The sequence below is a fragment of the Campylobacter concisus genome (assembly GCF_902460595.1).
GTDB classification, from domain to species: Bacteria; Campylobacterota; Campylobacteria; order Campylobacterales; family Campylobacteraceae; genus Campylobacter_A; species Campylobacter_A concisus_BL.
In genome coordinates, this window is the sequence record NZ_CABPVA010000001.1 from 475963 (window position 1) to 490292 (window position 14330).

A 14330-nucleotide genomic window follows, 5' to 3' on the forward strand; every position below is an offset into this window, starting at 1 on the left:
GAAGAGATGTGTTTTGTTGTTGTATCTAACTATCTCATCAAGTGTGCTTTTATGGATTTTAAAGTCTTGCGGTAAGCCCGCTGCTTTGTTAAAATCAGCTCCCATAAAGCCAGCTTTATCTACTGTGTAGCCGTAAGCTTGAAGATCACTGAAATTTAAAGAGATGAGGCTGTTTTGTGAAGAAGTTGTATAAGTAAATTTAGCTGGCTCTTGGCTTGGCTTAATGCTCTCTTCTTTGGTTTTTTGGTTAAAAACATCACTAAAATTTGCAGACCTGCCTTGTTTGCGTTGTTGCTTGGTATATGAATTTACATTTGTGCTTAAGATGCTAATATCATTCATAACTTGCTCCTTGATATTATCTGTCAAAAAGCAAGCATGATTTGTTCCAGAGTAAATTTACATCCACTCAAGCACTTGAGTGATATCTTTGGCGTAGAAGCACTTTAAACCTTGCGTGTCAAGCGGTTTGTTTGGGATGATGGCGTTTTTAAATTTCTGCGTTTTTGCCTCTTTTAAGCGCTGATCGAGGTTGAAAATTTCTCTTATCTCGCCATTTAGACTTAGCTCACCGATGAAGACGCTGTCCTTGCTGATGGGGCGGTTTTTGAAGCTGCTGATTATCGCTGCGATGACGGCTAGATCGGCAGCGGTCTCGCTTATCTTAACGCCACCTGAAACATTTATAAAGACGTCGTAGTGCCCAAGTGGAATTTCAAGCTTTCGCTCAAGTAGGGCTAGCAGCATATCTAGGCGGTTTTTCTCAAAGCCAGTCGAGCTTCGTTTTGGATAGGCACTTTCGCAAACAAGCGCCTGAATTTCGATGCTAAGCGCCCTTGAGCCTTCCATTATGATGGTGATCGCACTGCCACTCATCGCCCCGCCGCGTGTGAAAAATTTGCTTGAGACCTCATTTGCGCTCACGAGCCCTTGCTGGCTCATCTCAAATATACCAACCTCGCTTGTCGAGCCAAAGCGGTTTTTAAATCCACGTAAAATTCTAAGCTCTCTGCTCGCGTCGCCCTCAAAATAAAGTACCACATCGACCATATGCTCAAGCACTCTAGGTCCTGCGATCGAGCCCTCTTTGGTTATGTGACCGATGATAAAAACGCAGATATTTTGGCTCTTTGCAAGCCTCATCAGTTCAAATGTGATCTCACGAACCTGCGTGATCGAGCCTGGCGCGGAGGTTATATTTTGGCTATAAAGTGTTTGAATGGAGTCAATGACTAGCACCTTGTAGTCGCTCTTTTGCACTTCTAGCATAATATCTTCTAGGCAAATTTCAGTTAGCAGGTATAAATTTTTATCCACAGCATTTAGCCTGTCAGCTCTCATTTTTATCTGGCTTTGGCTCTCTTCGCCGCTTACATAGAGCGTTTTTTTGCCGTCTTTTGCTAAATTTGAGCCGATTTTTAGAAGCAGGGTTGATTTGCCGATGCCCGGACTACCGCCTATAAGCACAAGCGAGCCCTCGACCACGCCACCACCAAGAACAAGGTCTAGCTCGCTATCTTTGGTGCTAAATCTCGTGAAATTTTGAATTTCAACTTCGTCGATGCTTATGGCTTTACTGGGTGTGCTAGCGCTTTTTGCTATCTCTTTACTTGTCTTTATCTCTTGCTGGCTAAGCTCGACAAAGCTATCCCAAGCCCCACATTGTGGGCATTTGCCCAGCCACTTTGCCTGTTGATTACCGCAGGCTTGACACTCAAAAACTGGCTTTGCTTTTGCCATAATATATCCTTTTTAAAATTTCAACTACTATCACTCCAAAGGCCGCTCCGATCATGTCTGCTACGATGTCAAGCAGGCTAAAGCTCCTGTTTGGTAAAAATGCCTGAACGAGCTCTATCTGCACGCCAAAGGCTAAAAGTAGGGCTAAATTTTTTAAAATTTTAAACTCATAGCCAAGGTAGAGTAGGATATAAAGGACGAAAAAAGCTAAGAAGTGATTTGCTTTGTCCCACGAGTTTTCGATGATCGCAGGACTTTTTGGAGTAAATGCAAGAAAATCAATCGCCAAAAGTGCAGCGAAAAAGCAAATTTTACTAAGAAATTTTACCCTACTCAAAAATGGCGTCCATCAGCTCGTCTAAAAACTCGTCTGGGTTAAATTTGATGATATCGTCCATGCTCTCGCCAACGCCTATATAAAATATAGGTAGCTCAAGCTCTCTTGCCACGCCAAATAGCGCTCCGCCCTTTGCAGTGCCGTCAAGCTTTGTGATGATGACGCCATCAAGCGAGACGATCTCGTTAAATGCCTTTGCCTGTGCGACACCAGCGTTGCCCTGCGTGCCATCAAGGATGAGAATTTTGCGGTGTGGCGCCTTTTCGTAGGCTTTTTTGCTGATACGAACGATCTTATCAAGCTCGTTTGCCAAATTTGTCTGGTTTTGAAGCCTGCCAGCCGTATCCAAGATGACGCGGTCGATGCCTTTTGCAAGGGCCGAGCTGATCGTGTCGTAGGCCACAGCTGAAGGGTCATGCCCTTGCTGGGTGGCGACTATCGGTACATTTAGCCTGATTGACCACTGGCGCAGCTGCTCGATAGCCCCAGCTCTAAATGTATCGCAAGCGCCCAAAATGACGCTTTTGCCGTTATTTTTATATAAATTTGCTAGCTTTGCGATGGTCGTCGTCTTGCCAGCGCCATTTACGCCAAGGATGAGATCGACAAATGGCTTATCAGGCTCGATCACGCGCTCTTTTTCGTAGATAAAATAACTACTCATAACGCGTCTAAGGTCGGCTCTGCTCACTTCATCTTGTGGCGGCAAGTAGTATAAAATCTCCTCTACGATCTCGTAAGCCACGTCAGCTTCTAGTAAAATTTCCTCTAAGCTCTCTTTGTCGATCTTTTTTGACTTTTTAGCCGAGCTTATCGCTCCAAAGGTCTTTTCAAAGCCTCTTTTTAAAAACTCAAGCATTATTTTATGGCCCTATTTATGTCAGTTTCGAGCATCTCTTCAGGTACAAGACCGATGTAGCCTTGAGCGTAGTCGCCATTTGCTTTAAAAAGCGCAGATGCTGGGAGTCCTTTGATGCCGCCCATCGCCTTTTCAAATAAGAAATTTCCCTCGCCAACTGCGATGTCGTATTTGATCTTATACTTTTGAGCAAATTCTTTAACTTCGTCCTCGCTCTTGTCTTCAAGCAAGACAGCAACAATGTTTAGCTCGTTTTTAAATTTCTCACTTAGGTTGTTTAAAGATGGGATCTCAGCTTTGCATGGTGGGCACCAAGTGGCGAAAAATACGTAAAGTGTCGCTTTTTTGCCATCTTTTACGTCAAAGCCATTGCTTCTTTTTGTGATCTGCATAGTTGTGCCATTAAGCAGTTTTAGACTTATCTCTTTTACTTCGTCGCTTTGTGCGCTCTCATTCATTTTTGGAGTGAGTGTGTCTTTGCTTAAATTTTCATCTTTGCTGGCATTTTCTTCTAAATTTTTACTTTGCACAGCTGGCTCGCTAGTGTTTTGCTCGCTCTTTTGGCTTTTGTCGTCGCCGCATCCGAAAAATGCAAAAAGACAAAGTGATGTTATAATTGCGCGTTTTAGTGTCATAAATTTCCTTTTGAAAAATGTTTCAGGATTATACAAGAAAGAGCATAAAATGAGCGTTAATTTAGAAAAAAACGAATTTAGAAAAAATGCAAGAGCAAATTTGATAAAGCTTGCTAAATTTAGAGCAAAATGCACGCATTATAAGGCAGCAAAAACACTTTTAAATTTGATAAATTATACAAATTCTAAAAAGGTGCTCTTTTACCTGCCGCTTAACTACGAAGTCGATGTGCTTAAAATAAGACGAAATTTATCACAAAAATGTGAAATTTTTGCCCCTTTTATGGTAGGTCTTAGCTTAGAGATGGTAAGATTGCGACTGCCATTTCTAACTTATAAATTTAATGTCAGACAGCCATCTGGCAAAAAAATGAATAATGTTAAACTCGATATGGCGGTAGTTCCAGCGATTGGGGTTGATGGAGCTATGGCAAGGATAGGGCACGGAAAAGGATTTTACGATAGATTTTTTGACACTTTGCCCGTTAAGCCAAAACTGATAGTTTTCTTAGAGGTAAAAGACTTCTACACCAAAGATGTGCTCTCGCAGGCACACGATGCGGTAGGAGACTTTTATATAACCCCAAGCAAAAATTATATAAAAAGAGGAATAAATGATAGAGGTTTTAATAGGCTTAGGAGCCGGTGTGGTGGGCGTTGGAGCAGGGTATCTCTACGCCAAAAAGATAAATGATGCAAACTACAACATATTTTTAGAGCAGGCAAAAGCAAAGGCAAAAGCCATCGAGTATGAAGCTGAGCTAACGCTTAAAAACTCTAAAATTTCAGTCCAAGAGGCTGAATTTGAGGCTAAAAAAAGATATGACGACAAGACAACAAAGCTTCAAAAAGAGTATGCAAGTAAATTTGATGAGCTGACTAAAAAAGAGAAAATTTTGCTAAATGAGCAAGAGCTTTTAAATGAGAGTAAAGAGCTTTTTGAAAAAGATAAGCAAGATGCGAAGGTCACTTACGAAGAGGGTTTAAATTTAAAAGCAACTTATCAAAACAAAGTAGAAGAGGCGATAAGGGTGCTTGAGCACGCTGCTGGCTTAACGGAAGAAGAGGCAAAAGAGGTCGTGCTAAAAAAGGTCGAGGAGAAGTCACGCGCCGACATCGCTCACATCGTTAGAAAATACGAAGAAGAGGCAAAAAGAGAGGCTAAAAAGAGGGTTAATTACATCTTGGCGCAGGCTACGTCAAGATTTGCTGGAGAATTTGCGGCTGAGCGTCTAATAAACGTCGTAAATATCAAAAACGATGAGCTAAAAGGCAGGATCATCGGCAAAGAGGGACGTAACATCAAAACCCTTGAAATGGTGCTTGGCGTTGATATCATCATCGACGATACCCCGCATGCTATCATACTAAGCAGCTTTAATCTTTACAGACGTGCGATCGCAACAAGAGTGATCGAGCTTTTGGTGGAGGACGGCAGAATTCAGCCAGCTAGGATAGAGGATCTTCACAAAAAAGTGACTGAAGAATTTGAGCAAAGCATACAAGAAGAGGGCGAGAATATCGTCATGGATCTTGGTCTAAATAAAATTCATCCAGAGATAGTAAAACTAATAGGCAAGCTTAAATTTAGAGCAAGCTATGGTCAAAATGCCCTTGCTCATAGCCTTGAAGTGGCTCACCTCGCTGGCATCATCGCAGCAGAGTGTGGTGGAGATGAAAAGCTAGCAAAAAGAGCTGGCATACTTCACGACATCGGCAAAGCGCTAACTCACGAGTACGAGGGCAGCCACGTCGATCTTGGAGCTGAAATTTGCAAACGCTACAAGGAGCATCCAGTTGTCATCAATGCGATCTACGCTCACCACGGCCATGAAGAGGCAACAAGCATAGAAAGTGCCGCTGTTTGCGCGGCTGACGCACTAAGTGCCGCTCGTCCAGGAGCAAGACGCGAGGTGCTTGAGAGCTTCTTAAAACGTGTTGAAGAGATCGAAAACATCGCAAAAAGCAAAGAGGGCATCAAGCAAGCTTATGCGATCAACGCTGGCCGTGAGATCCGTGTCATTGCAAATGCTAAGCTCATAAACGACGATGAGGCAGTGCTTGTGGCAAAAGAGATAGCTCAAGAGATCGAGAGTAAGGTGCAGTATCCTGGTGAGATCAAAGTAAGCGTTATCAGAGAGACTCGCGCTGTTGATTTTGCGAAATAACGGCAAGATATGAAATTTCTTTTATCGTTAATAATGTTTTTCTCGTTTGGCTTTACCAGCGAGGAGCTCGTGTTAGACTCGGCAAATTCGTTTATAACGACGATGAGAGGCGCTAGAAATGCTCCTATAAAAGAGCTCATCGAGCAGTCAAAAGCGACGATCATCTTTCCAAGTGTTAAAAAGGTTGGTTTTGTTGTTGGTGGCATGGGCGGAGATGGCATCATGGTCGTTGGCAACATCAACTCTCCAAGTGAAATTTTGCCAGTTAGTATAAGTGGCGGCAGCATCGGCATACAGCTTGGTTATGAAGATAGCTCGCTTGTGCTATTTATTTTTAAAGATAGTATCATCTACGACATAAAAGACGCTAAGATCACGCTTGATACGAAGCTTTCAGTGGCATTTGGCGATATCGGACGCAATTATAATAAAGTAAGCGATTTTAAATTTTCAAGCGACATCTATGCGTATGCCACAAATGATGGGTTTTTCGCTGGAGCTAGCTTTGGCGGAGCAGTCATTAGCGCAAAGGATGAAATTTTAAAACAAAGTGGCTACGCATACGAGCAACTAATATCTTCTGCTTCTAAACTTTTGGGGCAATGATGCAAGATATTATAAACTCAATCTCAACTTACGGCTACGTTGTGCTGTTTTTTTACAGCCTTGGTGGTGGCATGGTTGCGCTTATCGCTGCTGGGATATTAAGCTTTGCAGGCAAAATGGACATCACTCTTAGCATAATCGTCGCTGCCGTGGCAAACACGATCGGCGATACTTTGATCTTTTACGTCGCAAGGTTTAACAAAAGCTCGCTTATGCCTTATGTGAAAAATCACAAAAGAAAGCTTGCCTACGCTGGAATTTTGGCTAAAAAGCACGGCGATAAGATAATATTTATCAAGAAATTTATCTATGGCGTCAAAACTTTGGTGCCTATCGCGCTTGGACTTACAAAATACTCTTTTTATAAATTTAGTGTTATAAATTTGGTCTCTTCAGTGCTTTGGGCAGTGATCGTCGGTCTTGCAAGCTATAAAGCAGGGGATTATTTTATGAGTGTGAGTGACTATCTTGGCTCGCATGGATATATCATGCCACTTGCTATGGTAGGCTTATTATTTGGTATCTGGTTGTTTTTACAACACATTACAAAAAGGAGAAAAGTATGAAAAAGGTGATATCTGCTCTAATCGTAGTTATCGTGATCGTCGCAGGCGCTGTTTATTTCGCCTCAAACAAGGTTGAGGAGAACTATCAAAGGATAGTTGATAGACTAAATGATATAAATGGCTTTAAAGTTTCAGAAAACAGCTATCAAAAAGGTTTTCTTGGCTCAAAAGGATCATTTGATCTTGTAGTTTCAAAAGATCTTTTGAAAAATTTAGCTGGCAAAGATGCAGATGAGGATCTAAATTTTAAGGTGGAAAATGAAATTTCTCACTCAGTGCTTGCATTTGTAAATGGCTTTGAGATCGACTCAAAAATTTCTATACAAAATGAAGCGGTAAAAAATATCGTAGCTTCATTTCTTGGATCAAATGTCGTCGCAACGGCTAAAACAAAAGCTAGCGTGAGTGGCGATAAAGATGTAAATGTTAAATTTAGCGATATCGACTTTAGTGACAAGCAAACTATGAACATTCATACAAAGGATGTGAAATTTGGCTTGAAACTGGACGCAAAAGATAATGTAAATAGTGCAAACTTGGGCGTTGAAAAAGTTGCTTTAAAAGACCTTAACGAAGAAAATAAAGCAGAAGTTAATCTTGAAGGCGTCGATATAGATACAAGCTACACTGTGCCAGTTGAAATTTCAAAGATATTTGAGAGCAAATTAGCTCCTTACGTAGCAAAGGCTAAGATTAAAAAATTAGCATTAATAGATGAAAAGGATGGCAATGTCGCTTTAGACGATCTTGAGTATAACTCTAAATTTGAAGTCTCAAATGATCTTGGTAGCTCAAAAGATGTGGTGAAGATAGGTGCAGTTGCTGTTAATAAAGTGAAATTTACAGATTTTATCTTAGATAGCAAAATAGTAAATATCAACGTGCCAACTATAAATAATATACTTGATAGACTAAGTAATGTAAATGTTGATACAAATGAGAGTATATTTGCTGGGTTAAATTTGGACGAAGTAATGGGTCAAATTTTAGAGAAAAATCCAAGTGTGAAAGTGGATACATTAAGCTTTAAAAATGGCAATAATGCGATAAATTTAAAACTAGATGCTGCCATCAATGGCTTTAAAAGCGGAGAAAGTCAGCTTGCGATCTTTGATAAGCTATCACTTAATGGTGAGCTAAGCGTGGATGAGAGTTTGGCTAAATTTTTTGATACGCTCTTCCCTGAGATGACTCTTATCGAGCCAACGCTTATATCTGCTGGATATTTAAAAGAAGATGGCAAAAAAGTAGTAAGTAAATTTAAGTACGATCCAAATAAAAAAGATATTATTTTTAACGAAAAGGTCGGACTTCAAAATTTCTTTATGGGCTTTTAAAAAATAGCCTGATTTTTATCTACTTTTAAGCATCACTTCTATATACTTCACTTTCTGTTTTGCAGAATGCAGAGCAGAAAGTTCTTTTAACTTTCAATTGTTAAACTATTAGTCAATCTTTGAAATCTAAACAAGTGATCGATTGAGCCAGTCTATTATGATTAAATAATAGATTAGACAAACTAATATAAAAACTAAAAGTTTTTTTGATTAAAAACTTCATAATAAATACTAAAAGCAATTTTAGTAAAAACATTATTACTAGATTGCATTAGCAATCCTAGTCTTTAGTGTTGCTTCTTAGTAAAGCTCTGCTTTACGCTAAAGAAGGTTAATATGGAGAGTTTGATCCTGGCTCAGAGTGAACGCTGGCGGCGTGCCTAATACATGCAAGTCGAACGGACAAGTAAGAGCTTGCTCTTATGAGTTAGTGGCGCACGGGTGAGTAATGTATAGCTAATCTGCCCTACACTAGAGGACAACAGTTGGAAACGACTGCTAATACTCTATACTCCTGTCTGACATAAGTTAGATAGGGAAAGTTTTTCGGTGTAGGATGAGGCTATATTGTATCAGCTAGTTGGTGAGGTAATGGCTCACCAAGGCTATGACGCATAACTGGTCTGAGAGGATGATCAGTCACACTGGAACTGAGACACGGTCCAGACTCCTACGGGAGGCAGCAGTAGGGAATATTGCTCAATGGGGGAAACCCTGAAGCAGCAACGCCGCGTGGAGGATGACACTTTTCGGAGCGTAAACTCCTTTTGTTAGGGAAGAACAATGACGGTACCTAACGAATAAGCACCGGCTAACTCCGTGCCAGCAGCCGCGGTAATACGGAGGGTGCAAGCGTTACTCGGAATCACTGGGCGTAAAGGACGCGTAGGCGGATTATCAAGTCTCTTGTGAAATCCTATGGCTTAACCATAGAACTGCTTGGGAAACTGATAATCTAGAGTGAGGGAGAGGCAGATGGAATTGGTGGTGTAGGGGTAAAATCCGTAGAGATCACCAGGAATACCCATTGCGAAGGCGATCTGCTGGAACTCAACTGACGCTAATGCGTGAAAGCGTGGGGAGCAAACAGGATTAGATACCCTGGTAGTCCACGCCCTAAACGATGTATACTAGTTGTTGCTAAGCTAGTCTTGGCAGTAATGCACCTAACGGATTAAGTATACCGCCTGGGGAGTACGGTCGCAAGATTAAAACTCAAAGGAATAGACGGGGACCCGCACAAGCGGTGGAGCATGTGGTTTAATTCGAAGATACGCGAAGAACCTTACCCGGACTTGATATCTAACAAATCATCTAGAGATAGAAGAGTGTCTGCTTGCAGAAATGTTAAGACAGGTGCTGCACGGCTGTCGTCAGCTCGTGTCGTGAGATGTTGGGTTAAGTCCCGCAACGAGCGCAACCCACGTCATTAGTTGCTAACAGTTCGGCTGAGCACTCTAATGAGACTGCCTTCGTAAGGAGGAGGAAGGTGTGGACGACGTCAAGTCATCATGGCCCTTATGTCCGGGGCGACACACGTGCTACAATGGCATATACAATGAGAAGCAATATCGCGAGATGGAGCAAATCTATAAAATATGTCCCAGTTCGGATTGGAGTCTGCAACTCGACTCCATGAAGCCGGAATCGCTAGTAATCGTAGATCAGCCATGCTACGGTGAATACGTTCCCGGGTCTTGTACTCACCGCCCGTCACACCATGGGAGTTGATTTCACTCGAAGCCGGAATACTAAATTAGTTACCGTCCACAGTGGAATCAGCGACTGGGGTGAAGTCGTAACAAGGTAACCGTAGGAGAACCTGCGGTTGGATCACCTCCTTTCTAGAGTACATATAGATATTCTCTCACAAGATATCTATAAGAAAGATATTCTCAATCATCCTTGTTTAGTTTTGAAAGATTGATAGACCTATAGGGGCCTATAGCTCAGCTGGTTAGAGTGCACCCCTGATAAGGGTGAGGTCACAAGTTCAAGTCTTGTTAGGCCCACCAGAGAATTTAATTGGGGAATTAGCTCAGCTGGGAGAGCGCCTGCTTTGCACGCAGGAGGTCAGCGGTTCGATCCCGCTATTCTCCACCATAAAATAGTTTAACAGTAAAAGTCTATATTAAGTGTTTTTAGAAACATTTACTTTAGACTTTTAAGCGTACTTAATCTTTATTGATGACGAAGTTGCCGAAAGCAACTTTGTGCTTTAGGGGTTTCCAAAGGGTGTAACTCTTTGGTCGTAAAGACTAGCTTGCTAGTCTGCGAAGTCTAAATGTTCTTTTAATTAATATTGTTAATAGTCACAAGCAAGTTTTAAAAACAATTTTACAGGACTTGTTAAAGATTTAAATTTCTATTCTCTTTGCATTTAATGCAAAAGTTTGACATCACAATCTATTTAGGATTTAAAACTTATCTAAATAGTAGTCAATGCTTTCCGTCTTGAGAGTTAGAATTTAAATGTAGTAACATAAAGTTATCTTTAACAAGGAAGTGATGCGAATTAGAATAATCTAATATAGAAAAGGTAAGCTACAAAGAGCAAGTGGTGGATGCCTTGGCTAGTAGAGGCGATGAAAGACGTGCCAGGCTGCGATAAGTCTCGGGGAGCCGTCAAGGGGCTTTGATCCGGGAATTTCTGAATGGGGCAACCCAACTAATAGAGATATTAGTTACCGTATAACGGAGCGAACGAGGGGAATTGAAACATCTTAGTACCCTTAGGAAAAGAAATCAAAAGAGATTACGCTAGTAGCGGCGAGCGAACGCGTAAGAGGGCAAACCACTAGTTTACTAGTGGGGTTGTAGGACTGCAATATAGACTAAACTTAGCTAATAGAACGACCTGGAAAGGTTAGGCACAGAGGGTGATACCCCCGTATATGAAATCTTTGTTTTACTTAGCAGTATCCTGAGTAGGGCGGAACACGTGATATTCTGTCTGAAGCTGGGTAGACCACTATCCAACCCTAAATACTACTACTAGACCGATAGTGCACAAGTACCGTGAGGGAAAGGTGAAAAGAACTGAGGTGATCAGAGTGAAATAGAACCTGAAACCATTTGCTTACAATCATTCAGAGCCCTATGATTTATCAGGGTGATGGACTGCCTTTTGCATAATGAGCCTGCGAGTTGTGATGTCTGGCGAGGTTAAGGAAACCCGGAGCCGTAGCGAAAGCGAGTCTTAATAGGGCGTTTAGTCAGACGTTGCAGACCCGAAACGATGTGATCTATCCATGAGCAGGTTGAAACCGGTGTAAGAGCCGGTGGAGGACCGAACCCGCTAGCGTTGAAAAGCTATGGGATGACTTGTGGATAGGGGTGAAAGGCCAATCAAACATCGTGATAGCTGGTTCTCTCCGAAATATATTTAGGTATAGCGTCATGTAGTAACACTAGGGGGTAGAGCACTGAATGGGCTAGGGCATACACCAATGTACCAAACCCTATCAAACTCCGAATACCTAGTGTGTAATCATGGCAGTCAGGCGGCGAGTGATAAAATCCGTCGTCGAGAGGGGAACAACCCAGACTAACAGCTAAGGTCCCTAAATCTCATTTAAGTGGAAAACGATGTGGAGTTACTTAAACAACCAGGAGGTTGGCTTAGAAGCAGCCATCCTTTAAAGAAAGCGTAATAGCTCACTGGTCTAGTGATTCTGCGCGGAAAATATAACGGGGCTAAAATGAGTACCGAAGCTTTAGACTTAGTTTTACTAAGTGGTAGGAGAGCGTTGTATTTGCGTTGAAGGTATACCGGTAAGGAGTGCTGGAGCGAATACAAGTGAGCATGCAGGCATGAGTAGCGATAATTGGGGTGAGAATCCCCAACGCCGTAAACCCAAGGTTTCCTACGCGATGCTCGTCATCGTAGGGTTAGCCGGGTCCTAAGCAAAGTCCGAAAGGGGTATGCGATGGAAAATTGGTTAATATTCCAATGCCAACTATAATGTGCGATGGAAGGACGCTTAGAGTTAGAGGAGCCAGCGGATGGTAGTGCTGGTCGAAAGGTGCAGGTTGGAGTTCAGGCAAATCCGAACTCCTTTAAGCCGAGGCCTTACAGGTGCGTGAAGTTCTTCGGAATGAATCGTAAATCCTTGATACTGTCGAGCCAAGAAAAGTTTCTAAGTTTAGTTATAGTTGCCCGTACCGTAAACCGACACAGGTGGGTGGGATGAGTATTCTAAGGCGCGTGGAAGAACTCTCTTCAAGGAACTCTGCAAAATAGCACCGTATCTTCGGTATAAGGTGTGCCTAACTTTGTGAAGGATTTACTCCGTAAGCATTGAAGGTTACAACAAAGAGTCCCTCCCGACTGTTTACCAAAAACACAGCACTCTGCTAACTCGTAAGAGGATGTATAGGGTGTGACGCCTGCCCGGTGCTCGAAGGTTAATTGATGACGTTAGCTCTGCGAAGCGTTTGATCGAAGCCCGAGTAAACGGCGGCCGTAACTATAACGGTCCTAAGGTAGCGAAATTCCTTGTCGATTAAATATCGACCTGCATGAATGGCGTAACGAGATGGGAGCTGTCTCGAAGAGGGATCCAGTGAAATTGTAGTGGAGGTGAAAATTCCTCCTACCCGCGGCAAGACGGAAAGACCCCGTGGACCTTTACTACAGCTTGACACTGCTATTGGGATAAAAATGTGCAGGATAGGCGGGAGGCTTTGATCCATAGACGCCAGTTTATGGTGAGCCATTGTTGAGATACCGCTCTTTTTTATTCTGATAGCTAACTAGCTTGAGTTATCCTCAAGTAGGACAATGTCTGGTGGGTAGTTTGACTGGGGCGGTCGCCTCCCAAAATGTAACGGAGGCTTACAAAGGTTGGCTCAGAACGGTTGGAAATCGTTCGTAGAGTATAAAGGCATAAGCCAGCTTAACTGCGAGACATACACGTCAAGCAGAGACGAAAGTCGGTCTTAGTGATCCGGTGGTTCTGTGTGGAAGGGCCATCGCTCAAAGGATAAAAGGTACCCCGGGGATAACAGGCTGATCTCCCCCAAGAGCTCACATCGACGGGGAGGTTTGGCACCTCGATGTCGGCTCATCGCATCCTGGGGCTGGAGCAGGTCCCAAGGGTATGGCTGTTCGCCATTTAAAGCGGTACGCGAGCTGGGTTCAGAACGTCGTGAGACAGTTCGGTCCCTATCTGCCGTGGGCGCAAGAAGATTGAGGAGAGTTGACCCTAGTACGAGAGGACCGGGTCGAACCAACCACTGGTGTACGAGTTGTCCTGCCAAGGGCACCGCTCGGTAGCTATGTTGGGATGTGATAACTGCTGAAAGCATCTAAGCAGGAAGCCAACTCCAAGATGAATCTTCTTTTAAGAGCTCATATAGACTATGTGTTTGATAGGCTGGGTGTGTAATGGATGAAAGTCCTTTAGCTGACCAGTACTAATAGCTCGTCTGCTTATCTTTTAATAAGCATCACTTCCTTGTTAAGGGTAAAAACTTAATAAGATATGTTTTTATAAAACTTTGTTTATGACTTTTAACTTTATCTAGTAGTGTTAAATAAGAGATTTAGCTAATATATCTTTTATTTAACACTGCCCGTGACTATACAGACGAGGAAACGCCTTGCTCCATCTCGAACCAAGAAGCTAAGCTCGTCCTGGCTGATGATACTCTCCCTTACTGGGATGTTGGAAAAGTAGGTCGTTGCGGGCTTTGTTGTTAATCTGCTTTAATTCTTATATTATTAATCAAATTTTTTATCATTGCTATTTCTTGTCTAAGTATAAAATGTTAGTTTTTTAATTTTTACTTATTTTTAATTAGTTTTTTGTTGGTTATATGTAGTAGCATTTTTGTATCTGTTTTTATATTATTGGTTAGGCTGCCTTTTTAAATTTATTCTATTGTTGTTTTTAAATTTTTTTATTTATTGTTCTTTAAGAAAATCTTGTTTGGTTTAAAGGTAATTACTATTGCTTAGTCTCAAGTTGAGATAATAGTGCGTGATGATTTAGATTATTAGCTATATGATAATATGAAAATATAAGTTTAATGATGTGTTAAAAATTAGATTGGTTTTTTTAATTTATATTTCTATGTT

At 41.9% G+C, this 14330-nt stretch carries 10 protein-coding genes, 2 tRNA genes and 3 rRNA genes; 10 read left to right on the top strand and 5 right to left on the bottom strand.

Features of this window, described 5'->3' with window-relative positions; translation table 11 throughout:
* From F3G86_RS11250 to F3G86_RS11270, 5 genes are all read right to left on the bottom strand, one after another.
* Window positions 1-342: Cj0814 family flagellar-dependent secreted protein (locus F3G86_RS11250; RefSeq protein ID WP_411160680.1), on the bottom strand; the 342-nt coding region annotated here is incomplete at its 3' end.
* Between the two features lie 57 nt (window positions 343-399).
* Window positions 400-1740, bottom strand: a complete 1341-nt coding sequence (gene radA / locus F3G86_RS11255) for a DNA repair protein RadA (RefSeq protein ID WP_149722873.1) — start codon at window positions 1738-1740, stop codon at window positions 400-402.
* Complete coding sequence (locus tag F3G86_RS11260; protein ID WP_021085260.1) at window positions 1715-2077, bottom strand: VanZ family protein; 363 nt, start codon at window positions 2075-2077, stop codon at window positions 1715-1717. The genes radA and F3G86_RS11260 overlap by 26 nt, the downstream gene beginning before the upstream one ends.
* The gene (gene ftsY / locus F3G86_RS11265) at window positions 2070-2936 is read right to left on the bottom strand and encodes a signal recognition particle-docking protein FtsY (protein ID WP_021085234.1); all 867 of its coding nucleotides are present in this window, start codon (window positions 2934-2936) and stop codon (window positions 2070-2072) included. Before ftsY ends, F3G86_RS11260 begins: the two co-directional genes overlap by 8 nt.
* Complete coding sequence (locus tag F3G86_RS11270; RefSeq protein ID WP_149722874.1) at window positions 2936-3571, bottom strand: TlpA family protein disulfide reductase; 636 nt, start codon at window positions 3569-3571, stop codon at window positions 2936-2938. Before F3G86_RS11270 ends, ftsY begins: the two co-directional genes overlap by 1 nt.
* 49 nt (window positions 3572-3620) lie before the next feature.
* On the opposite strand from F3G86_RS11270, the gene F3G86_RS11275 reads away from it, so the two are divergent.
* The 10 genes from F3G86_RS11275 (at window position 3621) to rrf (ending at window position 13942) form a co-directional block, all read left to right on the top strand.
* Window positions 3621-4265, top strand: a complete 645-nt coding sequence (locus F3G86_RS11275; RefSeq protein ID WP_149722875.1) for a 5-formyltetrahydrofolate cyclo-ligase — start codon at window positions 3621-3623, stop codon at window positions 4263-4265.
* Window positions 4186-5739 (top strand): ribonuclease Y, encoded by a 1554-nt coding sequence (gene rny, locus F3G86_RS11280; RefSeq protein ID WP_034901872.1) that lies wholly within the window; start codon window positions 4186-4188, stop codon window positions 5737-5739. The genes F3G86_RS11275 and rny overlap by 80 nt, the downstream gene beginning before the upstream one ends.
* A 9-nt stretch (window positions 5740-5748) precedes the next feature.
* Window positions 5749-6345 carry a lipid-binding SYLF domain-containing protein gene (locus F3G86_RS11285; RefSeq protein ID WP_149722876.1) on the top strand — a complete coding sequence of 199 codons (597 nt, stop codon included), beginning with the start codon at window positions 5749-5751 and terminating at the stop codon, window positions 6343-6345.
* Window positions 6345-6911, top strand: a complete 567-nt coding sequence (locus F3G86_RS11290) for a DedA family protein (protein ID WP_188115730.1) — start codon at window positions 6345-6347, stop codon at window positions 6909-6911. Before F3G86_RS11285 ends, F3G86_RS11290 begins: the two co-directional genes overlap by 1 nt.
* Complete coding sequence (locus tag F3G86_RS11295) at window positions 6908-8248, top strand: DUF945 family protein (RefSeq protein WP_149722877.1); 1341 nt, start codon at window positions 6908-6910, stop codon at window positions 8246-8248. The genes F3G86_RS11290 and F3G86_RS11295 overlap by 4 nt, the downstream gene beginning before the upstream one ends.
* Before the next feature lie 333 nt (window positions 8249-8581).
* A 16S ribosomal RNA gene (locus F3G86_RS11300) occupies window positions 8582-10092 on the top strand.
* Window positions 10093-10186: 94 nt separating this feature from the next.
* Window positions 10187-10263: transfer RNA gene (locus F3G86_RS11305), tRNA-Ile, on the top strand.
* A 12-nt stretch (window positions 10264-10275) separates the two neighbouring features.
* A tRNA-Ala gene (locus F3G86_RS11310) sits at window positions 10276-10351 on the top strand.
* Window positions 10352-10785: 434 nt separating this feature from the next.
* Window positions 10786-13690, top strand: a 23S ribosomal RNA gene (locus F3G86_RS11315).
* Window positions 13691-13823: 133 nt separating this feature from the next.
* Window positions 13824-13942 (top strand): 5S ribosomal RNA (rrf, locus tag F3G86_RS11320).
* The 16S, 23S and 5S rRNA genes sit together here with 2 tRNA genes alongside, the layout of an rRNA operon.
* Window positions 13943-14330 lie beyond the last annotated feature (388 nt).